The organism is Streptomyces capillispiralis (genome assembly GCF_007829875.1).
Lineage (GTDB): Bacteria > Actinomycetota > Actinomycetes > Streptomycetales > Streptomycetaceae > Streptomyces > Streptomyces capillispiralis.
In genome coordinates, this window is record NZ_VIWV01000001.1 from 2,637,645 (window position 1) to 2,662,634 (window position 24,990).

Annotated in this window: 23 protein-coding genes; 1 reads left to right on the forward strand and 22 read right to left on the reverse strand. The window is 70.3% G+C overall.

Going from position 1 to position 24,990, the window contains the following annotated elements; translation table 11 throughout:
- The first annotated feature begins 76 nt into the window (after positions 1-76).
- Positions 77-1,903 (forward strand): glycoside hydrolase family 18 chitinase, encoded by a 1,827-nt coding sequence (locus FHX78_RS10705; RefSeq protein WP_145867217.1) that lies wholly within the window; start codon positions 77-79, stop codon positions 1,901-1,903.
- 64 nt (positions 1,904-1,967) lie between these two features.
- On the opposite strand, the gene FHX78_RS10710 is transcribed toward FHX78_RS10705, so the two are convergent.
- The 22 genes from FHX78_RS10710 to FHX78_RS10815 all read right to left on the reverse strand — a co-directional run bounded on the left by FHX78_RS10710 (position 1,968) and on the right by FHX78_RS10815 (position 24,921).
- A complete protein-coding gene (locus FHX78_RS10710; protein WP_145867218.1) occupies positions 1,968-2,414 on the reverse strand; it encodes a DUF2550 domain-containing protein in 447 nt (148 codons plus the stop codon).
- A 129-nt stretch (positions 2,415-2,543) separates the two neighbouring features.
- Positions 2,544-2,921, reverse strand: a complete 378-nt coding sequence (locus FHX78_RS10715) for a F0F1 ATP synthase subunit epsilon (protein WP_145867219.1) — start codon at positions 2,919-2,921, stop codon at positions 2,544-2,546.
- Between the two features lie 132 nt (positions 2,922-3,053).
- Entirely contained in the window at positions 3,054-4,490 is a 1,437-nt protein-coding gene (gene atpD, locus FHX78_RS10720; protein WP_145867220.1) for a F0F1 ATP synthase subunit beta, read from the reverse strand.
- Positions 4,490-5,407: a F0F1 ATP synthase subunit gamma gene (locus tag FHX78_RS10725; RefSeq protein WP_145867221.1), complete on the reverse strand. Its 918-nt coding sequence runs from the start codon at positions 5,405-5,407 to the stop codon at positions 4,490-4,492. The genes atpD and FHX78_RS10725 overlap by 1 nt, the downstream gene beginning before the upstream one ends.
- Before the next feature lie 21 nt (positions 5,408-5,428).
- Positions 5,429-7,018 (reverse strand): F0F1 ATP synthase subunit alpha, encoded by a 1,590-nt coding sequence (gene atpA / locus FHX78_RS10730; protein ID WP_145867222.1) that lies wholly within the window; start codon positions 7,016-7,018, stop codon positions 5,429-5,431.
- Positions 7,019-7,140: 122 nt separating this feature from the next.
- Complete coding sequence (locus FHX78_RS10735) at positions 7,141-7,956, reverse strand: F0F1 ATP synthase subunit delta (protein ID WP_145867223.1); 816 nt, start codon at positions 7,954-7,956, stop codon at positions 7,141-7,143.
- Entirely contained in the window at positions 7,953-8,504 is a 552-nt protein-coding gene (locus FHX78_RS10740) for a F0F1 ATP synthase subunit B (protein WP_189908531.1), read from the reverse strand. Before FHX78_RS10740 ends, FHX78_RS10735 begins: the two co-directional genes overlap by 4 nt.
- A gap of 42 nt (positions 8,505-8,546) precedes the next feature.
- Entirely contained in the window at positions 8,547-8,768 is a 222-nt protein-coding gene (gene atpE, locus FHX78_RS10745) for an ATP synthase F0 subunit C (protein WP_004925497.1), read from the reverse strand.
- A gap of 72 nt (positions 8,769-8,840) precedes the next feature.
- Complete coding sequence (gene atpB / locus FHX78_RS10750; protein ID WP_167531736.1) at positions 8,841-9,680, reverse strand: F0F1 ATP synthase subunit A; 840 nt, start codon at positions 9,678-9,680, stop codon at positions 8,841-8,843.
- Between the two features lie 210 nt (positions 9,681-9,890).
- On the reverse strand, positions 9,891-10,328 hold the full coding sequence (locus tag FHX78_RS10755) for a Cg1360 family ATP-synthase-associated protein (protein ID WP_145867225.1): 438 nt from the start codon (positions 10,326-10,328) through the stop codon (positions 9,891-9,893).
- A gap of 310 nt (positions 10,329-10,638) precedes the next feature.
- Entirely contained in the window at positions 10,639-11,997 is a 1,359-nt protein-coding gene (locus FHX78_RS10760; protein WP_145867226.1) for an MraY family glycosyltransferase, read from the reverse strand.
- Positions 11,998-12,135: 138 nt separating this feature from the next.
- Complete coding sequence (locus tag FHX78_RS10765) at positions 12,136-13,374, reverse strand: serine hydroxymethyltransferase (protein WP_145867227.1); 1,239 nt, start codon at positions 13,372-13,374, stop codon at positions 12,136-12,138.
- A gap of 117 nt (positions 13,375-13,491) precedes the next feature.
- Positions 13,492-14,169, reverse strand: a complete 678-nt coding sequence (locus tag FHX78_RS10770) for an arsenate reductase/protein-tyrosine-phosphatase family protein (RefSeq protein WP_145867228.1) — start codon at positions 14,167-14,169, stop codon at positions 13,492-13,494.
- Positions 14,166-14,813 carry an L-threonylcarbamoyladenylate synthase gene (locus FHX78_RS10775; protein ID WP_145867229.1) on the reverse strand — a complete coding sequence of 216 codons (648 nt, stop codon included), beginning with the start codon at positions 14,811-14,813 and terminating at the stop codon, positions 14,166-14,168. Before FHX78_RS10775 ends, FHX78_RS10770 begins: the two co-directional genes overlap by 4 nt.
- Positions 14,814-14,866: 53 nt before the next feature.
- The gene (prmC, locus tag FHX78_RS10780; protein ID WP_145867230.1) at positions 14,867-15,712 is read right to left on the reverse strand and encodes a peptide chain release factor N(5)-glutamine methyltransferase; all 846 of its coding nucleotides are present in this window, start codon (positions 15,710-15,712) and stop codon (positions 14,867-14,869) included.
- A 27-nt stretch (positions 15,713-15,739) separates the two neighbouring features.
- A complete protein-coding gene (gene prfA, locus FHX78_RS10785) occupies positions 15,740-16,807 on the reverse strand; it encodes a peptide chain release factor 1 (RefSeq protein ID WP_145867231.1) in 1,068 nt (355 codons plus the stop codon).
- A 104-nt stretch (positions 16,808-16,911) separates the two neighbouring features.
- Entirely contained in the window at positions 16,912-17,133 is a 222-nt protein-coding gene (gene rpmE / locus FHX78_RS10790) for a 50S ribosomal protein L31 (protein WP_145867232.1), read from the reverse strand.
- 166 nt (positions 17,134-17,299) lie between these two features.
- Positions 17,300-18,403, reverse strand: a complete 1,104-nt coding sequence (locus tag FHX78_RS10795) for an LCP family protein (RefSeq protein WP_145867233.1) — start codon at positions 18,401-18,403, stop codon at positions 17,300-17,302.
- Positions 18,404-18,729: 326 nt separating this feature from the next.
- The gene (rho, locus tag FHX78_RS10800; protein WP_145867234.1) at positions 18,730-20,808 is read right to left on the reverse strand and encodes a transcription termination factor Rho; all 2,079 of its coding nucleotides are present in this window, start codon (positions 20,806-20,808) and stop codon (positions 18,730-18,732) included.
- 418 nt (positions 20,809-21,226) lie between these two features.
- Positions 21,227-22,144, reverse strand: coding sequence for a homoserine kinase (gene thrB, locus FHX78_RS10805; protein ID WP_145867235.1), 918 nt, complete (start codon positions 22,142-22,144; stop codon positions 21,227-21,229).
- 419 nt (positions 22,145-22,563) lie between these two features.
- A complete protein-coding gene (thrC, locus tag FHX78_RS10810; protein ID WP_145867236.1) occupies positions 22,564-23,622 on the reverse strand; it encodes a threonine synthase in 1,059 nt (352 codons plus the stop codon).
- Positions 23,623-23,628: 6 nt separating this feature from the next.
- Positions 23,629-24,921 carry a homoserine dehydrogenase gene (locus FHX78_RS10815; RefSeq protein WP_167531737.1) on the reverse strand — a complete coding sequence of 431 codons (1,293 nt, stop codon included), beginning with the start codon at positions 24,919-24,921 and terminating at the stop codon, positions 23,629-23,631.
- Between the last annotated feature and the right edge of the window lie 69 nt (positions 24,922-24,990).

Consider the following 24,990-nt stretch of genomic DNA (forward strand, 5'->3'; position numbering starts at 1 on the left):
CGCGTGTGATGGCTCAGTCATGCTCGCAACAACACTCGGGTGCGCCCAGCGGCGCAATCACCAGAGGAGGCGCAGCATGCGCTTCAGACACAGAGCCGCGGCAGGGTTCGCGACCCTGCTGCTCCCCTTCGCCGGCCTCGTCGGCCTCGCGAGCCCCGCCCAGGCCGCGACCTCGGCGACCGCCACCTACGCCAAGACCCAGGAGTGGGGTTCCGGCTTCGAGGGCAAGTGGACGGTGAAGAACACCGGCACCACGACCATCAACACCTGGACCGTCGAGTGGGACTTCCCCTCGGGCACCAAGGTCACCTCCGCCTGGGACGCCACGGTCACCAGCTCCGGCGACCACTGGACCGCCAAGAACAACGGCTGGAACGGCACCCTCGCCCCCGGGGCGTCGGTCTCCTTCGGCTTCAACGGCAGCGGCACCGGCTCCCCCACCGGCTGCAAGCTCAACGGCGGCAGCTGTGACGGCACCTCGGTCCCCGGTGACGCGGCCCCGTCCGCGCCCGGCACCCCGACCGCCTCGAACGTCACCGACACGTCGGTCAGGCTCTCCTGGTCGGCGGCCACCGACGACAAGGGCATCAAGAACTACGACGTACTGCGCGACGGCGCCCGGGTCGCCACCGTGACCGGCACCTCGTACACGGACTCGGGCCTGGCCAAGGGCACCGACTACTCCTACACCGTGCAGGCCCGCGACACCGCCGACCAGACCGGCCCGGCCAGCGGCGCGGTCAAGGTCCGCACCACCGGCAGCACCGAGGAGCCCCCGCCCACCACCGGCGACAAGGTCAAGCTCGGCTACTTCACCGAGTGGGGCGTCTACGGCCGCAACTACCACGTCAAGAACCTGGTGACCTCCGGCTCCGCCGCCAAGATCACCCACATCAACTACTCGTTCGGCAACGTCAAGAACGGTCAGTGCACCGTCGACGACACCTTCGCCGCCTACGAGAAGGCCTACACCGCCGACCAGTCCGTCAGCGGCACCGCCGACACCTGGGACCAGCCGCTGCGCGGCAACTTCAACCAGCTGCGCCAGCTGAAGGCCAAGTACCCGCACATCAAGGTGCTGTACTCCTTCGGCGGCTGGACCTACTCCGGCGGCTTCGGCCAGGCCGCGCAGAACCCGGCCGCGTTCGCCAAGTCCTGCAAGCAGGTCGTGGAGGACCCGCGCTGGGCCGATGTCTTCGACGGCATCGACATCGACTGGGAGTACCCGAACGCCTGCGGTCTGACCTGTGACACCAGCGGCCCCGCGGCCTTCAAGAACCTCTCGCAGGCCCTGCGCGCCGAGTTCGGCTCCAACTACCTGGTCACCGCGGCCATCACCGCCGACGGCTCTTCCGGCGGCAAGATCGACGCGGCCGACTACGGCGGCGCCGCGCAGTACCTCGACTGGTACAACGTGATGACCTACGACTACTTCGGCGCCTTCGACGCGGACGGCCCGACGGCCCCGCACTCGCCGCTCACCTCGTACCCCGGCATCCCGCAGGCGGGCTTCAACTCGGCCGACGCGATCGCCAAGCTGAAGTCGAAGGGCGTCCCGTCCGCCAAGCTGCTGCTCGGCATCGGCTTCTACGGCCGCGGCTGGACCGGCGTCACCCAGTCCGCCCCCGGCGGCACGGCGACCGGACCCGCCCCGGGCACCTACGAGCCGGGCATCGAGGACTACAAGGTCCTGAAGAACTCCTGCCCGGCCAACGGCACCATCGCCGGCACGGCGTACGCGCACTGCGGCAACAACTGGTGGTCCTACGACACCCCGGCCACCATCAACAGCAAGATGGCGTGGGCCAAGAGCCAGGGGCTCGGCGGCGCCTTCTTCTGGGAGTTCAGCGGTGACACCAGCAACGGTGAACTGGTGAGCGCCATCGACGGCGGGCTCAGGTAAGCACCCGGGACCCACTGCACTCCTTCACCCTCCTCCGGATCCGTCCGGGGGAGGGTGAACGCGCTCACGCCACGTTGACCCTCTGTCCGGGCGGGGCCGCCTCCAGCCACGCGAGGAAACCGGTCAGCGCGTCCTCGCTCATCGCGAGCTCCAGACGCGTGCCCCGGTGCAGACAGGCGAGGACCACGTAGTCCGTGAGGAGCGCCAGCTCCTCCTCGCCCTCGGGGACCCGCCGGCCCGCCACCTCGATCGCGGACCGCTCCAGGACACGGCGCGGGCGGGGGGCGTAGGAGAACACCCGGAACCACTCCACCCGGTCACCGTTGTACCGGGCCACCCCGTACGCCCAGCCCTTGCCCTGGGAGTCGCCCGACTCGGGCGCGTCCCAGCGCAGGCTGCAGTCGAAGGTCCCGCCGGAACGCTGGATGAGGCGGCGGCGCAGACCGAAGACGAAAAGCCCCACCAGCACGAGCACCACGACGATTCCGCACACAGTCAGAGCGAGGACCATCGGCACCGACCTCCTCGTCTCCTAGGTAACGGAACGGAAAAATCATCCAGATCTGCCTCAGCCGCGGCCGGCTCCGGATCGCTCCGGTGCCGGCCGCGGCTGAGTGACGTCATCTCACCCCTGCGGGGCTCAGCGTCCCGCGGACGCCGCCCGCAGACGGACATCCGCACGGCGCTGCGCCTCGGTGTCGTCCTCCGCCTTCGCGCGGGCCAGTTCCTGCTCCGCGCTCTGGACGTCGATCTCGTCCGACAGCTCGGCGATCTCGGCCAGCAGCGACAGCTTGTTGTCGGCGAACGAGATGAAACCGCCGTGCACCGCGGCGACGACCGTCCCGCCCTCGCGCGTACGGATGGTCACCGGGCCCGACTCCAGCACACCGAGCAGCGGCTGGTGACCGGGCATGACGCCGATGTCGCCGGACGTGGTGCGCGCGACGACCAGGGTGGCCTCGCCGGACCAGACCTCTCGGTCGGCCGCGACCAGCGCGACGTGCAGCTCAGCAGCCAAGGTGGCTCCTCGGGTCACCACCCGGCGGGTCTGCCGGGTGTTGGTTACAAGTCTAGTGGGCGTGGGAGAGGGGGCGGGACGCGCCCGCCCCCTCGGGTGTGAGCCCCGAGGGGCTCACGGTGAGCCGGATGCTCAGGAGACGCCCAGCTCCTTCGCGTTCTTCTTCAGGTCCTCGATGCCACCGCACATGAAGAACGCCTGCTCCGGGAAGTGGTCGTACTCACCGTCGCAGATCGAGTTGAACGCGGCGATCGACTCGTCCAGCGGCACGTCCGAACCGTCCACGCCGGTGAACTGCTTGGCGACGTGGGTGTTCTGGGACAGGAAGCGCTCCACGCGACGGGCACGGTGGACGACGAGCTTGTCCTCCTCGCCGAGCTCGTCGATACCGAGGATCGCGATGATGTCCTGCAGGTCCTTGTACTTCTGCAGGATGTTCTTCACGCGCATGGCCGCGTTGTAGTGATCCTGCGCGATGTAGCGCGGGTCCAGGATCCGGGACGTCGAGTCCAGCGGGTCCACGGCCGGGTAGATGCCCTTCTCCGAGATCGGACGGGACAGCACCGTCGTCGCGTCGAGGTGGGCGAAGGTGGTGGCCGGGGCCGGGTCGGTCAGGTCGTCCGCGGGGACGTAGATCGCCTGCATCGAGGTGATCGAGTGACCACGGGTCGAGGTGATGCGCTCCTGGAGGAGACCCATCTCGTCGGCCAGGTTCGGCTGGTAGCCCACCGCGGAGGGCATGCGGCCGAGCAGGGTCGACACCTCGGAACCGGCCTGGGTGAAGCGGAAGATGTTGTCGATGAAGAACAGCACGTCCTGCTTCTGCACATCGCGGAAGTACTCCGCCATGGTCAGGCCGGCGAGGGCCACGCGCAGACGGGTGCCCGGGGGCTCGTCCATCTGACCGAAGACCAGGGCGGTCTTGTCGATGACGCCCGACTCGCTCATCTCGTCGATGAGGTCGTTGCCCTCACGGGTGCGCTCACCGACACCGGCGAACACCGACACACCGTCGTGGTTGTTGGCGACGCGGTAGATCATCTCCTGGATGAGCACCGTCTTGCCGACGCCGGCACCGCCGAACAGGCCGATCTTTCCACCCTTGACGTACGGGGTGAGAAGGTCGATGACCTTGACGCCGGTCTCGAACATCTCGGTCTTCGACTCGAGCTCGTCGAAGTTCGGCGCCTTGCGGTGGATCGGCCAGCGCTCGCCCGTGTACTCCTCGTCGACGTTCAGCACCTCACCGAGGGTGTTGAACACCTTGCCCGTGGTGAAGTCACCGACCGGCACGGAGATGGCGGAGCCCGTGTCGGTCACCGGGGCCTGGCGGACCAGACCGTCGGTGGGCTGCATGGAGATGGTGCGGACCAGGCCGTCACCGAGGTGCTGCGCGACCTCGAGGGTCAGCGTCTTGAGCGCACCCTCCTGGGCCGGGTCGGCGACCTCGACGTGGAGGGCGTTGTAGATCTCCGGCATCGCGTCGACGGGGAACTCCACGTCGACGACCGGGCCGATGACCCGGGCGACGCGGCCCGTAGCCGCCGCGGTCTCAACAGTGGTGGTCATTAGTTGTCACTCCCCGCGGTCGCGTCGGCCAGGGCACTGGCGCCACCGACGATCTCGCTGATTTCCTGGGTGATTTCGGCCTGGCGGGCCGCGTTGGCAAGACGGGAGAGCGTGTTGATCAGCTCGCCCGCGTTGTCGGTGGCCGACTTCATCGCGCGCCGCGTGGCGGCGTGCTTCGAAGCGGCCGACTGGAGCAGCGCGTTGTAGATCCGGCTCTCCACGTACCGCGGCAGCAGGGCGTCGAGGACGTCCTCCGCCGACGGCTCGAAGTCGTACAGCGGCAGGATCTCACCCTTGGTGGACGTCTCCTCCGCGACCTCTTCGAGGCGCAGCGGAAGCATCCGGGAGTCGACCGCCGTCTGCGTCATCATCGACACGAACTCGGTGTAGACGATGTGGAGTTCGTCCACGCCGCCGTCCGCCGTCTCCGTCTGGATCGCCTCGATCAGCGGAGCCGCGACCTTCTTGGCGTCCGCGTACGAGGGCTCGTCGGTGAAGCCCGTGAACGACTCCGCGACCTTGCGCTCGCGGAAGTTGTAGTGGGCCAGACCGCGCCGGCCGACGATGTACGTCTCGACCTGCTTGCCCTCGCGCTCCAGGCGCTCGGTCAGCTGCTCCGCCGCCTTGATGGCGTTGGAGTTGAAGGCGCCGGCCAGACCGCGGTCGCTCGTGAGGAGCAGGACCGCGGCACGGGTCGGGTTGTCCGCCTCCGTGGTCAGCGGGTGCTTGGTGTTCGAACCGGTACCGACCGCCGTGACCGCGCGGGTGAGCTCCCGCGCGTACGGCGTGGAGGCCGCCACCTTGCGCTGCGCCTTGACGACGCGCGAGGCGGCGATCATCTCCATCGCCTTGGTGATCTTCTTGGTCGCGGTGACGGATCGGATGCGACGCTTGTAGACCCGGAGCTGAGCTCCCATGAGTCAGGTCCCTTCCTTACGTCACTTGGCGGCGGACGGGGCGTCCTCGCCGAGCAGCTTGCCGTCGCTCGTCTCGAACTGCTTCTTGAAGTCCGCGATCGCCTCGGCCACGGCCTGAAGGGTGTCGTCGGACATCTTGCCGCCCTCGCGGATGGAGGTCATGAGGCCCTGCTCCTTGCGGTGCAGGTACTCCAGCAGCTCCTTCTCGAAGCGGCGGATGTCGGCGACCGGCACCTCGTCCATCTTGCCGGTGGTGCCGGCCCAGACGGAGACGACCTGGTCCTCGGTGGACATCGGCTGGTACTGGTCCTGCTTCAGCAGCTCGACCATGCGCTGACCGCGCTCCAGCTGCGCCTTCGACGCGGCGTCCAGGTCGGAACCGAAGGCGGCGAACGCCTCCAGCTCACGGAACTGGGCCAGGTCCACGCGCAGACGGCCGGAGACCTGCTTCATCGCCTTGTGCTGCGCGGAACCACCGACTCGGGAGACGGAGATACCGACGTTCAGCGCGGGGCGCTGACCGGCGTTGAAGAGGTCCGACTCCAGGAAGCACTGGCCGTCGGTGATGGAGATGACGTTGGTCGGGATGAACGCCGAGACGTCGTTGGCCTTGGTCTCGACGATCGGCAGACCGGTCATCGAACCGGCGCCCATGTCGTCGGAGAGCTTGGCGCAGCGCTCCAGCAGACGGGAGTGCAGGTAGAAGACGTCGCCCGGGTAGGCCTCACGGCCCGGCGGGCGGCGCAGCAGCAGGGACACGGCGCGGTAGGCGTCGGCCTGCTTCGACAGGTCGTCGAAGATGATGAGGACGTGCTTGCCCTCGTACATCCACTGCTGGCCGATGGCCGAACCGGTGTACGGCGCCAGGTACTTGAAGCCGGCCGGGTCGGACGCCGGGGCGGCGACGATGGTCGTGTACTCCAGCGCGCCGTTCTCCTCCAGCGCGCGGCGGACCGACGCGATGGTGGAGCCCTTCTGGCCGATGGCGACGTAGATGCAGCGGACCTGCTTCTTCGGGTCGCCGGTGCGCCAGTTGTCACGCTGGTTGATGATCGTGTCGACGGCCAGGGCGGTCTTGCCGGTCTGGCGGTCGCCGATGATCAGCTGGCGCTGACCACGGCCGATCGGGGTCATGGCGTCGACGGCCTTGTAGCCCGTCTCCATCGGCTCGTGCACCGACTTGCGCTGCATGACCGTGGGGGCCTGCAGTTCGAGGGCGCGGCGGCCCTCGGTCTCGATCTCGCCGAGGCCGTCGATCGGGTTGCCGAGCGGGTCGACCACGCGGCCGAGGTAGCCCTCGCCGACGGCGACGGACAGCACCTCGCCGGTGCGGGTGACCGGCTGGCCCTCCTCGATGCCGCTGAACTCACCGAGGACGATGGCACCGATCTCGCGCTCCTCGAGGTTGAGGGCGAGGCCGAGGGTGCCGTCCTCGAACTTCAGCAGCTCGTTGGCCATGGCCGAGGGCAGGCCCTCGACCTTCGCGATGCCGTCGCCGGCAAGGGTGACCGTACCGACCTCCTCGCGCGAGGCCGCGTCCGGCTTGTACGACTGGACAAAGTTCTCCAGCGCGTCCCGGATCTCCTCCGGCCGGATCGTGAGCTCCGCCATCTGAGTTCCCTGCTCTCCTTGTTGGGCCCGAAGTTTCACTTGGGGGGTCTGGGGGCGACCCCCAGGAATCCTCTGCAACGGCCCAACCAGGGCCGTAACTGCTACTGCCTATGAAATTGCTGCTAGCTCGCCAGCCGGCGGCTCGCGTCTTCCAGACGGTCCGCGATGGAGCCGTTGATGACCTCGTCACCGACCTGCACCCGGATCCCGCCGACGACCGCGGGGTCGACGTCGAGGTTGAGGTGCATCCGGCGGCCGTAGAGCTTCGCGAGGGCTGCGCCCAGGCGCTGCTTCTGCTGGTCGCTCAGCGGCACCGCGGAGGTGACGACGGCCACCGCGCGGTCCCGGCGCTCGGCGGCGAGCTTGGACAGGGACTCCAGTCCCGACTCCAGGCTACGTCCCCGCGGCGCGGTCACAAGACGCGTCACCAGACGCTCGGTGGTCGCGTTCGCCCTGCCGCCGAGCAGGCTGCGCAGCAGCTCGCCCTTGGCGGAGGCGGTGGCGCTCCGGTTGGTCAGCGCGGCACGCAGCTCGGTGTTCGAGGAGACGATCCGGCCGAACCGGAACAGCTCGTCCTCCACGTCGTCGAGCGCGCCGGCCTTCTGGGCGGCGGTGAGGTCGGCGAGGTTCGCCAGCTCCTCGAGTGCGTCCACCAGGTCGCGGGACTGCGACCAGCGGGAGCGCACCATGCCGGACACCAGGTCGGCGGCCGGGCCGCTGACCTGCGAGCCGAGCAGGCGCCCGGCCAGGTCGGCCTTGGCCTCACCGGCCTGCGCCGGGTCGGTGAGGACCCGACGCAGCGACACCTCGCGGTCGAGCAGCGCGGTGACGGCGGCCAGCTCGTCGGCGAGCGAGCCCGCGTCCACGGACGTGGAGTCCGTCAGCGCGTCGAGACGCTCACGTGCGGCTGCCAGGGCCTCGCGGCTCGCTCCGTTCATCGCGCGGCCTCGGCCTTCTGGTCGAGCTCGTCGAGGAAGCGGTCGATCACACGGCTCTGCCGGGCGTGGTCCTCGAGGGACTCGCCGACGAGCTTGCCGGCCAGGACGGTGGCGATCTGGCCGACGTCCTGGCGCAGCGCGGACGCGGCGGCCTTGCGGTCGGCCTCGATCTGCGCGTGACCGGCGGCGATGATCTCCTCGCGCTGACGCTGGCCCTCGGCCCGCATCTCGGCGATGAGCGTCGCGCCCTGCTCCTGCGCCTCCTGGCGCAGACGCGCGGCCTCGTGCCGGGCTTCGGCGAGCTGAGCCTTGTACTGCTCAAGGACGCTCTGGGCCTCGGTCTGAGCGGCCTCGGCCTTCTCGATACCGCCCTCGATGGCCTCGCGACGCTCTTCCAGGACCTTGTTGATGGTCGGGAGGAGCTTCTTGGCGAGGAAACCGAAGACGATGACGAAAGCGATGAGGCCGATGACAACTTCCGGCCACGGCGGAATGAGGGGATTCTCCTTCTCACCCTCAGCCGCCAGGAAAACCAGGGCGGAGTTCACATCAGTGCCTTTCGTCGAAAGGGTCGGTCGTCAGTGCTCGTCTTAGTAGACGAACGGCATGACGAGACCGATCAGGGCGAGCGCCTCACAGAAGGCGAAGCCCAGGATCTGGTTGGCGCGGATCAGGCCGGCGGCCTCGGGCTGACGGGCCAGGGCCTGGGTGCCGTTACCGAAGATGATGCCAACGCCGACGCCCGGGCCGATGGCCGCGAGACCGTAACCGACGGAACCGAGGTCACCGGTGACAGCAGCAAGGTTGGACATGCCAGTTCTTCCTTCTCTTTACGGACCGGTGGGGGTTGGCCACCGGACGACTGGGGGTGAAACCGGGGGCGCTCAGTGGTGCTCGGCGAGCGCGCCCTGGATGTACGTGCAGGTCAGCAGGACGAAGACGTATGCCTGCACGGCCTGGATGAAGAGCTCGAAGAGCGTCATGACGACGACCATGGCGAACGACACGGCGGAGTAGGCGATGCCGATGCCGTTGAGCATGTACCAGCTGGCGATCGTGAAGAGCAGCAGCAGGGTGTGGCCGGCGAACATGTTCGCGAAGAGCCGCACGGCGTGCGTGAAGGGGCGGACCAGCAGGTTCGAGAAGAACTCGATGGTCATCGACAGCGGCAGCACCGCACCGAGCGACTTGTCGTAGCCGGTGACGTTCTTGAAGAAGCCGACGAAGCCCTGACGCTTGAACGTGAGGGTGACCCAGGTGACGTAGACGATCAGGGCCAGCACCATCGGGTAGGCGATGATCGACGTCACCGGGAAGGCGGCGACGGGGATGATCGACCAGAGGTTCATCATCCAGACGAAGAAGAACAGGGAGACGGCGAGCGGGACGTACTTCTCGCCCTCGCGCTTGCCGAGCGTCTGGTACACGATGCCGGTGCGCACGAAGTCGTAGCCGGCCTCGGCGACCATCTGGAGCTTGCCGGGGACGAGCTTGGGCTTGGCGAACGCGGCCCAGAAGAAGCCCACGACGATGATGGAACCGAGCAGCGCGAGCAGCATCGGCTTGTTGAAGTACAGGCCGTTGCCGTCTGCGTTGCCCCAGAGCGGCTCGAAGAGGAACGAGTGCAGGCCCGGAGCCGGGAAGCCACAACCGTCGAAGAGGTGGCAGTCGGTCTCGAAGGCGAGCACCTGCGTCGGGTCAGCACTCACCGCGGGCTCCTTCATCGTGGCGCATAGGTACGGCAACCTCGTTGTGTCGGCGCGGCGCACGGCCGCGGTTCGGCACGGGACTGGTGTTACGGATGTGGGGGCGGCTGGGGGGCATCTCGCCTCGCGATTGAGCAGGCGTCAGCTCGAGTGCCCGCGCCCGCGATGCCGCAGTTGGCACCGGACGATAGCAGGAGTTCCCCAGCCTCTTTATCCCGGGCCTACCCTTCACGACGGGCGCCCCGAGTTTCCGGACTTGCCGCCCGTCGTCGACTCGGGTTCGACGTAGAGGATCTTGGACTTCATGTGGGCGCGCGTCTGTGCGGCGATCCACACGAGCGTGGTGCCGACGAGCGTGAGGGCGAAGGCCTTGGGATGGAACAACGTCGTGTCCCGGAACACGGCGACGAAGATGAACAGCAGCAGGATCTGTGCCGCGTACAGCATCAGACCCATGGCCTGGAACAGGTGCGGAAGCGATTTGGCAGTGCGCTGCAGTACGTAGAGGCCGATCCCCATGAAGAGGATCACCACCACGGTCGCGACGAGCGCCCCGATCGCACCCTTGCCACCGGCGACCAGCGCGCTGACGACGGCGGCAACAGCGCCGGCGGCAGCCGTGGGCACGGCGGCCTGGGCCAGGATCCGGACGTCATGGGACGGCATGGCGGCAACTCCGCTTTCACAGGGGGCAGGGTGTCGTCATGGACGAGCGTAGACCCCCGGGCCGAGTGTGAATTCCTCGCGCCAATGGACCGTCGCACTGCGGTCCGTCGGCTCTATCCGGGGTTCTCGTGAACGGTATCACAAACTATTTGATGCAGTCTTTACCTGCCAGGTGTGCTGGCCGTCACACATGAGAGTGATTCTGCGCGTCTGAGCGAGAACCCGGCCCAAATGTCTGGTATAGGGCGCTTCGCACCCCCAACACCGACCCATCGTCGCCCCACGACTTGGCAATGCTCTAGTCGGATTCTTACCTTGACCGTGACCGGTCGGCCAGACGTGCGCGGGAGCCGACGGCGGTCGCGCCGTTGACACCGGAGACCCCGGCGGCGACCGGGGTGCGGTGACCGCCGGCGTCCTCCTGGCCGTCGGCGGGCCCCTCGTCGTCGGCGGACCCGGGAGCGGCGGGGGTGGAGGCGTCCGGGGCGGTCGCGGAGGGGCGCCGGCGGCGGTAGCGCGGCGGGACGAAGGCCTCCGCCCAGCGCGGGGCGCGCGGGGTGAAGCGCGGCAGCAGGAGCAGCACCAGCCCGATCGTGGAGAGGATGACCACGCTCAGCACGATCCACATCGACGCCGAGTTCACCGAGTACGTCAGGGCGCCGAAGGCGATCAGGGCCGACCAGAAGTACATGATCAGCACGGCCCGGCTGTGCGAGTGGCCGATCTCCAGCAGCCGGTGGTGCAGGTGCCCGCGGTCCGCCGCGAACGGCGACTGGCCGCGCCAGGTGCGCCGCACGATCGCCAGGATCAGGTCGGCGGCCGGCACCGCGATGATGGTCAGCGGCAGCAGCAGCGGGATGTAGACCGGCACCGTCTGGTGCACGGCCTCCTTCTCCGAACCGGCGAACAGCTTCAGCGCGTCCGGGTCGACCTGCCCGGTGACGGAGATGGCGCCGGCCGCGAGCACCAGGCCGATGAGCATCGAGCCGGAGTCGCCCATGAAGATCCGCGCCGGGTGCATGTTGTGCGGCAGGAAGCCCAGGCACATGCCCATCAGGATCACCGCGAACAGCGTCGCCGGGGCGGCCGCCTCGATGCCGTACGAGTACCAGATGCGGTAGGCGTACAGGAAGAACGCCGTCGCCGCGATGCACACCATGCCGGCCGCGAGTCCGTCCAGGCCGTCCACGAAGTTGACCGCGTTGATGGTGATGACGACCAGCGCCACCGTGAGCAGTGTGCCCTGCCACTGGGTGAGCGCGACCGAGCCGACGCCGGGGATGGGCAGCCACAGGATCGTCAGACCCTGCATGACCATCACGCCGGCCGCGATCATCTGGCCGCCCAGCTTGATCAGCGCGTCGATCTCGAACTTGTCGTCCAGCACACCGATCAGCCAGATCAGCGCCGCCCCGGAGAGCAGCGCCCTGGGCTCGTTGGACTTCTCGAAGAGCTGGCTGAGGTTGGTGAGGTGGTCGGCGACGAGCAGGCCCGCGCACAGGCCGAAGAACATCGCGATACCGCCGAGCCGCGGAGTGGGTTCCCGGTGCACGTCACGTGCCCGGATCTCCGGCATCGCCCCGGCCACGATCGCGAACTTCCGCACCGGCCCTGTCAGCAGGTACGTCACCGCGGCCGTGATGCAGAGCGTCAGGAGGTATTCACGCACGGGCTTCCCCACAGGTCTCGCTGGCCATCACAGCCCCACACCCTAGCGAGGGGCGCATACGAGTGGGGACTTCCGGGTAGCGACGATGGTTGCACGTGCGGCTGTGCATCCGGTGCGCCTACCCCCGTCCGGCCGCCTTCACTGCGGATACGGCGGGAACGCGGCGGTCAGTTCCCGTACGTCCTCCCGGGCCCGCGCGGTGTCGGTGCCGCCCCGCAGGACGCTCGCCAGCAGCCCCGCGACGTACGTCATCTCCCGCGCCCCCATGCCCTGCGTCGTCACCGCCGCCGTGCCCAGGCGCAGCCCGCGGTCGTCGGCGTGCGGCAGGGCGCAGCAGTCCAGCACCAGACCGGCCGCCGCGAGCCGGCCGCGGGCGGTGCGCCCGTCCACGCCGAGCGGCGCCGGGTCGGCGGTGATCAGGTGGGTGTCGGTGCCGCCGGTGGTGACGACCAGGCCCTCGGCGGCCAGCGCGGCGGCCAGCGTGCGCGCGTTGGCGACCACCTGGTGCGCGTACGCGGCGAACGCCGGGGTCGCCGCCTCCCCGAACGCGACCGCCTTGGCGGCGATGGTGTGCATCTGGGCGCCGCCCTGGGTGAACGGGAACACCGCGCGGTCGACGCGCTCGGCCAGCTCGGCGCCGCACAGGATCATCCCGCCGCGCGGCCCCCGCAGCACCTTGTGCGTCGTCGCGCACACGATGTCCGCGTACGGCACCGGACTGGGCGCCACTCCCCCGGCGACCAGGCCGATGGGGTGGGCGGCGTCCGCGATGAGGTAGGCGCCGACCTCGTCGGCGACCTCGCGGAAGAGGGCGTAGTCGAGGTGGCGGGGATAGGCGATGGAGCCGCAGACGATCGCCTTGGGGCGGTGGGTGCGGGCGAGGGTGCGCAGCTGGTCGTGGTCGATCAGTCCGGTCTCGGCGTCCACGCCGTAGCCGACGAAGTCGAACCAGCGGCCGGAGAAGTTCGCCGGCGAGCCGTGGGTGAGGTGGCCGCCGTAGGGCAGCCCGAGGGCGAGGACGGTGTCGCCGGGGCGCAGCAGGGCGGCGTAGGCGGCCAGCACGGCGGAGGAGCCGGAGTGCGCCTGCACATTGGCGTGCTCGGCGCCGAACAGGGCCGTGGCCCGCTCCACGGCGAGGCGCTCGGCGACGTCGGCGATCTCGCAGCCGCCGTGGTGCCGGTTGCCCGGGTAACCCTCGGCGTACTTGTTGGCCAGGGGGGAGCCGAGGGCGGCCAGCACGGCCGGGGACGTGAAGTTCTCGGCGGCGATCAGCTGGAGCGTGGTCGACTGCCGCTCACGCTCCCCGAGCAGCACGTCGGCGAGCTGGGGGTCCTGCCGCCGCAGGACATCGGCCTCGAGGGCATGGCTGACCGTCATGATGCGCTCCCGGACGTCGACACTGACGTACGCCCAATGTAGGCCGCCCCCGCCCGCCCCGCCCGCGTTCCCGCACCTGACCGCGCGCCGCTGTGGACGGCCGCCCCGCCCTGCGCCCTACGCCCGAGCGGCCACCCCGGTCAACGCCGTCACCACAGGGTCCAGCGCCTCGTATATCTCGTCCCCGATCGACCGGAAGAACGTCAACGGCGCCCCGTACGGGTCGTACACCTCGTCCGCCTCGGCCGTGGGCGCCAGCAGCCACCCCCGCAGCGCCGCGGCCGCCCGCACCAGCGCCCGCGCCCGCATCACCAGCCCGTCCTCCAGCGGAGGCAGCGTCGCCGGATCGATCGCGTTCACCAGCCGCGTGAACTCCTTCAGCGTGAACGTGCGCAGCCCCGCCGAGTGCCCCATGGAGATGACCTGCGCCCGGTGGTCCCGGGTCGCGGTCAGCACCAGGTCCGCGCGGATCACGTGGTCGTCCAGCAGCTCCCGCCCCACGAAGCCGGAGGTGTCCGCGCCGAACTCCGCCAGCACCGTCTCCGCGTGCGCCTCCATGGCCGCGCCCTCGTGCCCCCAGGTGCCCGCGCTCTCCACGATCAGGCCGCCGCCCAGGATGCCCAGCCGCTGGCTCACGAAATGCCGGGTCAGCCGCTCGGTGATGGGCGAGCGGCACACGTTTCCGGTACTGACGTGGAGGATGCGGAAGGTGTCGCGCGGAAACCCGAAGGTGGTGGTCACTTCCGCGCTGGATTCCCCGTTGCCTATGCCACGCCCCGCCTCAGGGGCCGTCAATTCGCCACCTCGAGGTCGGGTACGACCTTGCGCAGCTCGTCCGGCGAGATCGCCCCCTCGCGCAGCAGCAGGGGCACGGGCCGCGTGACGTCGACGATGGAGGAGGGCACGTTGCCCGGGGTGGGCCCGCCGTCGAGGTACACGGAGACCGAGTCGCCGAGCATCTCCTGCGCGGCGTCGCAGTTCTCCGGCGCCGGGTGGCCGGTGAGGTTGGCGGAGGAGACCGCCATCGGGCCGACCTCGGTCAGCAGCTCGATGGCGACCGGGTGCAGCGGCATGCGCACCGCGACCGTGCCCCGGGTGTCGCCGAGGTCCCACTGGAGGGACGGCTGGTGCTTGGCGACGAGCGTCAGGGCGCCCGGCCAGAACGCGTCGACCAGTTCCCAGGCCATCTCGGAGAAGTCGGTGACCAGGCCGTGCAGCGTGTTCGGGGAGCCGATGAGGACGGGCGTGGGCATGTTGCGGCCCCGGCCCTTGGCGTCGAGCAGATCGGCGACGGCCTCCGAGGTGAACGCGTCCGCGCCGATGCCGTACACGGTGTCGGTGGGCAGCACCACGAGCTCACCGCGGCGGACGGCGGAGGCGGCCTCGCGCAGACCGGTCGCGCGGTCGGTCGCGTCGTTGGTGTCGTATCGCCGAGCCATCTGGCGGGCCTCCTCGTACACGTGCTGCTGGGGGGTCGAAGTATGCGGGGTGCTCACGGCAGCGCCTTGCGGGCGGTGGCGAAGCGGGGGCGGTTGTTCAGATCGGGGTGGTCGGCGGCGTCGGTCCAGCCGCGGTCCTCGGCGAAGATCCACGGCACCTGGCCGCCCTGGGTGTCGGCGTGCTCCACGACGACCACCCCGCCGGGGCGCAGCAGCCGGTGCGCGGTGCGCTCCAGGCCGCGGATCAGGTCGAGCCCGTCCTCGCCGGAGAACAGCGCCAGGTCGGGGTCGTAGTCGCGGGCCTCCGGCGCCACGTACTCCCACTCGGTGAGCGGGATGTACGGCGGGTTGGAGACGACCAGGTCGACCTGGCCGTCGAGGTCCGGGAAGGCCGTCAGGGCGTCTCCCTGGCGCAGCTCGACCCGTGACCCCTCCATGTTCTTGCGGGTCCACCGCAGGGCGTCCTCGGACAGCTCCACGGCGTACACGCGCGAACGCGGCACCTCCTGGGCGAGGGCGAGCGCGATGGCGCCCGAACCGGTGCACAGGTCGACGATGCAGGGCTCCACGACGTCCATCGCGCGGACGGCGTCTATGGCCCACTCGACCACCGACTCCGTCTCCGGGCGCGGCACGAACACCCCGGGCCCGACCTGGAGTTCCAGGTAGCGGAAGTAGGCGTGCCCGGTGATGTGCTGGAGCGGTTCGCGCGCCTCGCGGCGGGCGATGACCTCCCAGTACCGGGCGTCGAAGTCGGAGTCCTTGACGTGGTGCAGCTCGCCGCGCTTGACGCCGTGCACGAATGCGGCCAGTTCCTCCGCGTCGGTGCGCGGCGAGGGCACGCCGGCGTCGGCGAGCCGCTGGGTGGCCTGGGCCACCTCGGCGAGCAGCAGGTTCACGCTGATCCTCCGGGCTGTGTACGGAACTTACGCGGCGGCGAGCTTGGCGGCCGAGTCCGCGTCGACGCAGGCCTGGATCACCGCGGCGAGGTCGCCGTCCAGGACCTGGTCCAGGTTGTACGCCTTGAAGCCGACGCGGTGGTCCGAGATGCGGTTCTCCGGGAAGTTGTACGTGCGGATCTTCTCGGAGCGGTCGACGGTGCGGACCTGGCTGCGACGGGCGTCGGCGGCCTCCCTCTCCGCCTCCTCCTGCGCCGCGGCCAGCAGCCTGGAGCGCAGGATACGCAGTGCCTGCTCCTTGTTCTGCAGCTGGCTCTTCTCGTTCTGGCAGGAGGCGACGACTCCGGTCGGGATGTGCGTGATGCGCACGGCGGAGTCGGTGGTGTTGACGGACTGACCGCCGGGGCCGGAGGACCGGTAGACGTCGATGCGCAGGTCGTTCGGGTTGATCTCGACGTCGACCTCCTCCGCCTCGGGCGTCACCAGGACACCCGCCGCGGAGGTGTGGATGCGGCCCTGCGACTCGGTGGCCGGCACGCGCTGCACGCGGTGCACGCCGCCCTCGTACTTCAGCCGCGCCCACACGCCCTGTCCGGGCTCGGTCTGCCCGCGGGCCTTCACGGCCACCTGGACGTCCTTGTAGCCGCCCAGCTCGGACTCGGTGGCGTCGATGATCTCGGTCTTCCAGCCGACGCGCTCGGCGTAGCGCAGGTACATGCGCAGCAGGTCGCCGGCGAACAGGGCGGACTCGTCGCCGCCCGCGCCCGCCTTGATCTCGAGGATGACGTCCTTGTCGTCGCTGGGGTCGCGCGGGACCAGCAGCAGGCGCAGCTTCTCGGTGAGCTCCTCGCGCCGCTGCTCCAGTTCCTTGACCTCGGCGACGAAGTCGGGGTCGTCGGCGGCCAGCTCGCGCGCGGTGCCGACGTCGTCACCGGTCTGCTTCCAGGAGCGGTACGTGGCGACGATCGGGGTGAGCTCGGCGTAGCGCTTGTTCAGCTTGCGCGCGTTCGCCTGGTCGGCGTGGACCGACGGATCGGCGAGCTTCTTCTCCAGGTCGGCGTGCTCGGCGACGAGTTCCTCGACGGCCTCGAACATCTTGGGCTCCTGCTGGTACGTGGGTGAAGGGGCGGGCGACCAAAAACGCCGGTCCCGGCCTGCGCCCGGCAGGGCGCGACCGTGGACCGGCGGATTGGGGCTCGCTACTTCTTGGAGCCGGCGGCCTTGCCGAAGCGGGCCTCGAAGCGGGCCACACGGCCACCGGTGTCGAGGATCTTCTGCTTGCCCGTGTAGAACGGGTGGCACTCGGAGCAGACCTCGGCGCGGATGGCACCGGACGAGATCGTGCTGCGGGTGGTGAACGACGCGCCGCAGGTGCAGCTGACCTGCGTCTCGACGTACTCGGGGTGGATGTCGCGCTTCAAGGTGTCTCCTAGGTTTCGGGAGGGCGCCGGGTCGCCGCCGCGGGATGCGGAAGCGTGAACCGGAGCCGACGTACCAGTCTGCCAGGACTGGCGCCATCCCCCAAAACCGGGTGGCCCGCTCCACTATTCCCGCGCCCCGCGCCCCGCGCCCCCGTGCCCCGTGGCCTCAGGAGCTCACGACGTCCTTGGCCCCGCCACCGGCCGTGTCCTCGGTGGCGCTCTCCGGGATCGGCTCGTCGTCCCTCCAGGCGTCCCAGACCAGCTGGGCCTTGTCCGTCAGCGGCAGGACGCGGTTGCGGTCGGCCGGGTCGTACCGGACCGGCATGGTGACCATGTCCAGGCCGGCCGGGCTGAGGCCCTTCAGACCGCCCGCGAAGGACATCAGGGCGTTCACCGAGCCCAGGCCGGAGTCGGTGGTGACCGCCTTGGTGGCGCTGTCGGCGAGGTCGTAGAGCTTCTTGGGGCTGGTGAAGACGCCGACCTCCCCGACCTGGCGCAGCAGGGCCTTGACGAAGGCCTGCTGGAGCTGGATGCGGCCGAGGTCGGAGCCGTCGCCGACACCGTGCCGGGTGCGGACCAGGCCGAGGGCCTGCTCGCCGTCGAGCCGGTGGGTGCCGGCCGGGAGGTCGAGGTGGCTGTCGGGGTCCTTGATGTCCTCGGTGGTGGTGACCTCCACGCCGCCGAGATCGTCGACGAGCTTCTGGAAGCCGGTGAAGTCGATCTCCAGGAAGTGGTCCATGCGCAGGCCGGTCATCGACTCGACGGTCTTCACCGTGCAGGCCGCCCCGCCCGTGGAGTAGGCGGAGTTGAACATCACGCCGTTCGCTGCGGGGTGGGTGCCGCCCTCGGTGTCGGTGCACTCGGGGCGGTCGATGAGGGTGTCGCGCGGTATGGAGACCACGCCGGCCCTCTTGTGGCCCTCGTGGACGTGCACGATCATCGCGGTGTCGGAGCGGGCGCTGCCGTCGTCGGCGCCGCCGCCGAGCTCCTCGTTGCCGCCGGCGCGGGTGTCGGAGCCGAGCACGAGGATGTTCTCGGAGCCGTTGTCCACCTTCTCGGGCCGGTCGGTGCCGAGGGCCTGGTCGATGTCGACGCTCTCGATGTTGCCGTTGAGCTCGAAGTACAGGTATCCGGCGCCGGTGCCGCCCAGGACGACGATGCCCGCGGCGGTCCAGGCCAGCACCTTCAGCCCCTTGTGCCGCCCGTCGCGGGGTCTGCGGCGGTGCCCGCCGCCGCGGTGGCGCGGTCCTGTGCTGCTCTCGGCGGACATCTGCTCCTCAGCTCATCTCCGGTCGGTCACCCCTGTGCTCGGCGCCGGCCGGGCCCGTCACGGCCCGTACGCCACCCGCCGGACGCTGTCGGCTCGGACGGGGAAACCGGGGCACAGGGTCGCACGGGCTCCTGTGCCGGACCTGTGCCCGGCCGCCCCCGGGGCGCTCCGCGCGCACCCGGCGAACGCCTGCGTGACCTGCGGCTCCGGCCGCCGGGGGCCGGCGTGCGGCCACCGTGACGGCGTACGCCCCTGTGGCGAAGATCTCGCGCACGCGAAGGGGCCGCTCCCTCGCGGGAGCGGCCCCTTCGCGGAAAGGCGGGACGTCAGTCGCCGTTGCCCGGCGTCGGCGTCGTCTTCTGGATCTGCATCAGGAACTCGGCGTTCGACTTCGTCTGCTTCATCTTGTCGAGAAGCAGCTCGACCGCCTGCTGCTGGTCGAGGGCGTGCAGCACCCGGCGCAGCTTCCAGACGATGGCGAGCTCGTCGGGGGCGAGCAGGATCTCTTCCTTGCGGGTACCGGACGCGTCGACGTCCACCGCCGGGAAGATGCGCTTGTCGGCGAGCTTGCGGTCGAGCTTGAGCTCCGCGTTGCCGGTGCCCTTGAACTCCTCGAAGATGACCTCGTCCATGCGGGACCCGGTGTCCACCAGGGCGGTGGCGAGGATGGTCAGCGAGCCGCCGTCCTCGATGTTGCGGGCCGCACCGAAGAAGCGCTTCGGCGGGTACAGGGCGGTCGAGTCGACACCACCGGACAGGATGCGGCCGGAGGCCGGGGCGGCGAGGTTGTACGCACGGCCCAGACGCGTGATCGAGTCGAGCAGCACGACGACGTCGTGGCCCAGCTCCACCAGGCGCTTGGCGCGCTCGATGGCGAGCTCGGCGACCGTGGTGTGGTCCTCGGCCGGGCGGTCGAAGGTCGAGGAGATGACCTCGCCCTTGACCGACCGCTGCATGTCGGTGACCTCTTCCGGACGCTCGTCGACCAGGACGACCATCAGGTGGCACTCGGGGTTGTTGTGGGTGATCGCGTTGGCGATCGCCTGCATGATCATGGTCTTGCCGGTCTTCGGCGGGGCCACGATCAGACCGCGCTGGCCCTTGCCGATCGGCGCCACGAGGTCGATGATCCGCGTGGTCAGCACGCCCGGGTCGGTCTCCAGGCGGAGGCGGTCCTGCGGGTACAGCGGGGTGAGCTTGTTGAACTCCGGGCGGCCGCGGCCGTGTTCGGGCGCCATGCCGTTGACGGAGTCGAGGCGGACCAGCGCGTTGAACTTCTCGCGGCGCTCGCCCTCCTTCGGCTGACGCACGGCACCGGTGATGTGGTCGCCCTTGCGCAGGCCGTTCTTGCGGACCTGGGCGAGGGAGACGTACACGTCGTTCGGGCCGGGCAGGTAGCCGGAGGTGCGGATGAACGCGTAGTTGTCGAGGATGTCGAGGATGCCCGCGACCGGGATCAGGACGTCGTCCTCGTTGATCTGCGGCTCGGACGACGCGATCTCGTCGCGGCCACGACGGCCACGGCGGTCGCGGTAGCGGCCGCGACGGCCACGGCGGCCGCCCCCGTCGTCGTCGTAACCGTCGTCCTGACGGCCGCCGCCGCCCTGCTGGCCCTGCTGACGGCCCTGGCCCTGCTGGTCGTCGCCCTTGCCGCGACGGTCGCCGCGGTCCCGCTCACGCTCGCCGCGGTCACCGCGGTCGCGCTCGCCCCGGTCACGGTCGCCGCGCTCGCGCTCGCCCCGGTCACGGTCACCGCGCTCGCCGCGGTCACGGTCGCGGCCGCGCTCACGGCGGTCGCGACGGCGGCCCTCGCCGTCGTGGTCGGACTTGCCGTCGCCCTGCTGAGCGGGGGTCTCGACCTTGGGCTCGGCCTTCGCCTCGGCGGTGACCGTCTCGGTCGCGGCGGGAGCACCCGCGTCGGCGGTGGCGCGACGGCGCCGGCGCTCGCCGGGAGCGGCCTCGTCGGCCTGCTCGGCCGGGGCGGCCGCCTTCGGGGAGGGCTGGCCCGGGATCTCGATCTGCTGCTGGGCCGCGGCCTTCTCGGCGGGGGCCTGCTCGTCCTTGGCGCCGGCCTTCTTCTCGGCGCTCTCGCCGGTGCGGGTCCGGGAGGTGGCGCGGCGCTTGGGCTTGGTCTCGGTGGCGGACTCGGCCTTGGCCGGGGCGGCGCCTCCGGCGGCCTGCGCCTCCTTGATGACCTCGATCAGCTGGCTCTTGCGCATCCGCGCGGTGCCCCTGATGCCGAGGCCGGACGCGACCTGTTGCAGCTCGGCCAGCACCATGCCCTCGAGGCCGGTACCGCGGCGCCGCCGGGAGCCGGCACCGGTGGCAGGCGCGGAAGCGTCCGTGGCGGGCGCGGCAGCGGTCTCCTCGACACGTGCGCCCATCAGATCGGTGGTGTCGCTCACGAAGGGTCCTTCCCTGGAGCGGACGTCGGCCTGTCTGGCTCGGCGACCGGTTGTGCTGTCCGGCATCGGTCCTTGCTCTGTGAACCGTGCCAGGGCGGTGGTCCGCCTAAGCGGCGGAAGAGATATCTGGTGATGGCGCTTCCTCGAGCCGTGGCACCCAGTGTCACGTGGCGTGGTCGCACCGGTTCCGGAGCTCCCCCAGAGGGGGTACCCCCACCGTCAGGCCGTGCAGTGCCCGCGTACGACGTACTGCCCGCGTACGAAGCAGAGGACACAGTGCGGCTTGGGGGGCTCCCGGAAGAATGTCTGTCCCGGACGGGGACACGAGGCACCTCGCCATGGTGGGGTCGGGTGCAGACTTGAGATTAACACTACCGGATCCAACAAACATTCCCCCTCTCCAAATCCGGCAACCGTGTCAGGTGGCGAGCGGAAGCACGCTCGCTCCCCGCGCGTCGAGACCGAGCCGGTTGGCGGCCCAGTCGTTGCCGGCCAGTGCTTCGACCTTGTCGGCGGTGTCGGCGTCGGCCAGCGCCATGACCGTGGGTCCGGCGCCGGAGATCACCGCGGGGATCCCGTCCCCCCGCAGCCGCTCCACCAGGGCGGCGCTCTCCGGCATGGCCGGGGCGCGGTACTCCTGGTGCAGACGGTCCTCGGTGGCGGGCAGCAGCAGCTCGGGGCGCCGGGTGAGGGCCTCGACGAGCAGGGCGGCACGGCCCGCGTTGGCGGCGGCGTCGACGTGCGGGACGGTGCGCGGGAGCAGTCCGCGCGCGGTCTCGGTGAGGACCGGCTTCCCCGGCACGAAAACCACCGGAACGATGGAATCGGCGGGCTCCATCCTGATGGCGCGGGCCGAGCCGCCCTCCATCCAGGACAGGGTGAAACCGCCGAGCAGACAGGCCGCGACGTTGTCGGGGTGGCCCTCGATCTCGGTGGCGAGTTCGAGCAGGGCGGCGTCGCCGAGCTTGGCCTCGGCCCCTATCGTCACGGCGCGGGCGGCGACGATCCCGGCGCAGATGGCGGCCGAGGACGAGCCCAGGCCCCGGCCGTGCGGAATGCGGTTGGCGCAGACGATCTCGAGGCCGCGCGGCTGTCCGCCGAGCAGGTCGAAGGCGGTGCGCAGGGAGCGTACGAGCAGATGCCTCTCGTCGCGCGGGAGGGTCTCGCCGCCCTCGCCGGCGATGTCGATGTGCAGCCCGGAGTCGGCCACCCGGACGACCACGTCGTCGTACAGGCCCAGCGCGAGGCCGAGGGCGTCGAAGCCCGGGCCGAGGTTGGCGCTGGTGGCGGGGACGCGCACCCGGACGGCGGCGGCGCGGAAGGCGGGACCGGCCATCGCTCGAAGACTCTCCTTGAGCTGCGTGACTGTCGAATGACATTCGATGGACATTCGATGACGTACGAGACCCTGGGGCCGCCGCCGGCCGGGGTGGCCGGCCGCTTTCCGGGCCGCTCCGGGCCCCTTGCCGGACCACGGAGACGACGCACTTCCGCGGCATATGCGGCGGGCGGGTTCGGTACAGCCTATCGAAGGACGGTTCACCGGCGACATAGGGCGCACAGGAGGCGCACGATGCGTGTCGTAAGCCCCCTGTGCACCCCCTGGGGGTGACCTTCCCAGGTGAGCGCGCCCTTACGCCGGTTTTGCGGTTCCGCGGTCCCGGGGACCGCGGGGCGCGCCGGGGGGCGCCGAGGGCCCCCTCCGGCCGTTCCCGTCGTCGCCGCGCGAGGCGGACGGGAACGGCCGGGCGGACGCTAGACCAGACCCAGCCGCTCGGCGGCGGTCGCCGCGTCGACGGGGACGGTGACCGGCTGCGGCGCTCCGGCGACGGCCCAGTCCGGGTCCTTCAGACCGTTGCCGGTGACGGTGCACACGATCCGCTGCCCCGGGTCGACCTTGCCCTGCTCGGCGGCCTTCAGCAGACCGGCCACCGACGCGGCGGACGCGGGCTCGACGAAGACGCCCTCCTGCGAGGCCAACAGCCGGTAGGCGCGCAGGATCTCACGGTCCGTCACCTCGTCGATGGCGCCGCCGGACTCGTCCCGCGCGGCGAGCGCGAAGTCCCAGGAGGCGGGGTTGCCGATGCGAATGGCGGTGGCGATGGTCGACGGGTCCTTGACGACCTCACCGCGCACGATCGGGGCACTGCCGGAGGCCTGGAAGCCCCACATGCGCGGCGTCCGCGTGCTGACCCCGTCGGCGGCGTACTCCTTGTACCCCTTCCAGTACGCGGTGATGTTGCCCGCGTTGCCCACCGGCAGCACATGGATGTCAGGGGCGTCGCCCAGCATGTCCACGATCTCGAAGGCGGCGGTCTTCTGCCCCTCGATACGCACCGGATTGACCGAATTGACCAGCGCCACCGGGTAGTTGTCGCTCAGCGCGCGGGCCAACGTCAGACAGTCGTCGAAGTTGCCGTCGACCTGGAGGATCTTCGCGCCGTGGACCAGCGCCTGGCCCATCTTGCCGAGCGCGATCTTGCCCTGCGGCACCAGCACGGCGGACACCATCCCGGCGCGCACCCCGTACGCGGCGGCGGAGGCGGAGGTGTTGCCGGTGGAGGCGCAGATGACTGCCTTGGCCCCCTCCTCCTTCGCCTTGGAGATGGCCATCGTCATGCCGCGGTCCTTGAAGGACCCGGTCGGGTTCGCGCCCTCGACCTTGAGGTGCACCTCGCAGCCCGTGCGCTCGGAGAGCACCTGCGCGGGCACGAGCGGCGTGCCGCCCTCACGGAGCGTCACGACCGGCGTGGTGTCGGAGACCGGCAGCCGGTCCCGGTACTCCTCGATGATTCCGCGCCACTGGTGGGTCATTGCTGGTTACTCTCCTTCAACCCGCATGATGCTGGCGACACCACGCACGGTGTCGAGCTTGCGCAACGCCTCGACGGTCCCGCCGAGGGCCGCGTCGGACGCACGGTGGGTGACGACGACGAGGGAGGCCTCACCGTCCTTGCCCTGCTGGCGCACCGTGTCGATCGAGACACCGTGCTCCGCGAACACGGTCGCCACCTGGGCGAGGACACCCGGTTTGTCGGCCACGTCGAGGCTGATGTGGTAGCGCGTGACGACCTCGCCCATCGACGAGACGGTCAGCGCGGCGTACGCCGACTCACCGGGTCCGGTGGTCCCGGTGATCCGGTTGCGGCCCACCGCGACCAGGTCGCCGAGCACGGCGGAGGCGGTCGGCGCACCACCGGCGCCGGGCCCGTAGAACATCAGCTGCCCGGAGGCGTCCGATTCCACGAACACGGCGTTGTACGCGCCGCGCACGGAGGCCAGCGGGTGGCTGAGCGGGATCATCGCCGGGTGCACCCGCGCGGTGACCGACGCCCCGTCCTCGGCCCGCTCGCAGATGGCGAGCAGCTTGATGGTGCAGCCCATCTCCTTGGCGGAGGCGAAGTCGGCGGCGGTGACCTCGGACATGCCCTCGCGGTAGACGTCGTCGAGGCGCACGCGGGTGTGGAAGGCGATCCCGGCGAGGATGGCGGCCTTGGCGGCGGCGTCGAAGCCCTCGACGTCGGCGGTCGGGTCGGCCTCGGCGTACCCGAGGGCGGTGGCCTCGTCGAGCGCCTCCTGGTAGCCGGCGCCGGTGGTGTCCATCTTGTCGAGGATGAAGTTCGTCGTGCCGTTGACGATACCGAGGACCCGGTTGACCTTGTCGCCGGCGAGCGACTCGCGCAGCGGGCGGATCAGCGGGATCGCGCCGGCGACGGCGGCCTCGTAGTAGAGGTCCTTGCCGTGCTCACCGGCGGCGGCGTGCAGCGCGGCACCGTCCTGGGCGAGCAGCGCCTTGTTGGCGGAGACGACGGAGGCGCCGTGCTCGAAGGCGGTGGTGATCAGCGTACGGGCAGGCTCGATGCCGCCGATGACCTCCACGACGATGTCGAGGTCGCCGCGCTTGACGAGCGCGGTGGCGTCGGTGGTGACCAGGGCGGGATCGATCCCCTCCCGCACCTTGTCGGGCCGGCGCACGGCCACGCCCGCGAGCTCCACCGGTGCCCCGATGCGGGCGGCGAGGTCGTCGGCGTGCGTCGTCATGATGCGCGCCACCTCTGAGCCGACCACTCCACAGCCCAGCAGCGCCACCTTCAGCGGACGCGTACGCATCATCCGACCTCGTTTCCTGATTACCGTCTCGGTTGCACCAGTCTCACTCACCGAACGGGACTTTCTGCCCCT

What these genes read in the sequence shown, in the direction of transcription:
- FHX78_RS10705 (WP_145867217.1), top strand. Translation starts at nt 77, where the DNA reads ATGCGCTTCAGACACAGAGCCGCGGCAGGGTTCGCGACCCTGCTGCTC.
- FHX78_RS10710 (WP_145867218.1), bottom strand. Translation starts at nt 2,414, where the DNA reads ATGGTCCTCGCTCTGACTGTGTGCGGAATCGTCGTGGTGCTCGTGCTG.
- atpD (WP_145867220.1), bottom strand. Translation starts at nt 4,490, where the DNA reads ATGACCACCACTGTTGAGACCGCGGCGGCTACGGGCCGCGTCGCCCGG.
- FHX78_RS10725 (WP_145867221.1), bottom strand. Translation starts at nt 5,407, where the DNA reads ATGGGAGCTCAGCTCCGGGTCTACAAGCGTCGCATCCGATCCGTCACC.
- atpA (WP_145867222.1), bottom strand. Translation starts at nt 7,018, where the DNA reads ATGGCGGAGCTCACGATCCGGCCGGAGGAGATCCGGGACGCGCTGGAG.
- FHX78_RS10735 (WP_145867223.1), bottom strand. Translation starts at nt 7,956, where the DNA reads ATGAACGGAGCGAGCCGCGAGGCCCTGGCAGCCGCACGTGAGCGTCTC.
- atpE (WP_004925497.1), bottom strand. Translation starts at nt 8,768, where the DNA reads ATGTCCAACCTTGCTGCTGTCACCGGTGACCTCGGTTCCGTCGGTTAC.
- atpB (WP_167531736.1), bottom strand. Translation starts at nt 9,680, where the DNA reads ATGAAGGAGCCCGCGGTGAGTGCTGACCCGACGCAGGTGCTCGCCTTC.
- FHX78_RS10755 (WP_145867225.1), bottom strand. Translation starts at nt 10,328, where the DNA reads ATGCCGTCCCATGACGTCCGGATCCTGGCCCAGGCCGCCGTGCCCACG.
- FHX78_RS10765 (WP_145867227.1), bottom strand. Translation starts at nt 13,374, where the DNA reads ATGACGGTCAGCCATGCCCTCGAGGCCGATGTCCTGCGGCGGCAGGAC.
- FHX78_RS10775 (WP_145867229.1), bottom strand. Translation starts at nt 14,813, where the DNA reads ATGGCTCGGCGATACGACACCAACGACGCGACCGACCGCGCGACCGGT.
- prfA (WP_145867231.1), bottom strand. Translation starts at nt 16,807, where the DNA reads ATGTTCGAGGCCGTCGAGGAACTCGTCGCCGAGCACGCCGACCTGGAG.
- FHX78_RS10795 (WP_145867233.1), bottom strand. Translation starts at nt 18,403, where the DNA reads ATGTCCGCCGAGAGCAGCACAGGACCGCGCCACCGCGGCGGCGGGCAC.
- thrB (WP_145867235.1), bottom strand. Translation starts at nt 22,144, where the DNA reads ATGGCCGGTCCCGCCTTCCGCGCCGCCGCCGTCCGGGTGCGCGTCCCC.
- thrC (WP_145867236.1), bottom strand. Translation starts at nt 23,622, where the DNA reads ATGACCCACCAGTGGCGCGGAATCATCGAGGAGTACCGGGACCGGCTG.
- FHX78_RS10815 (WP_167531737.1), bottom strand. Translation starts at nt 24,921, where the DNA reads ATGATGCGTACGCGTCCGCTGAAGGTGGCGCTGCTGGGCTGTGGAGTG.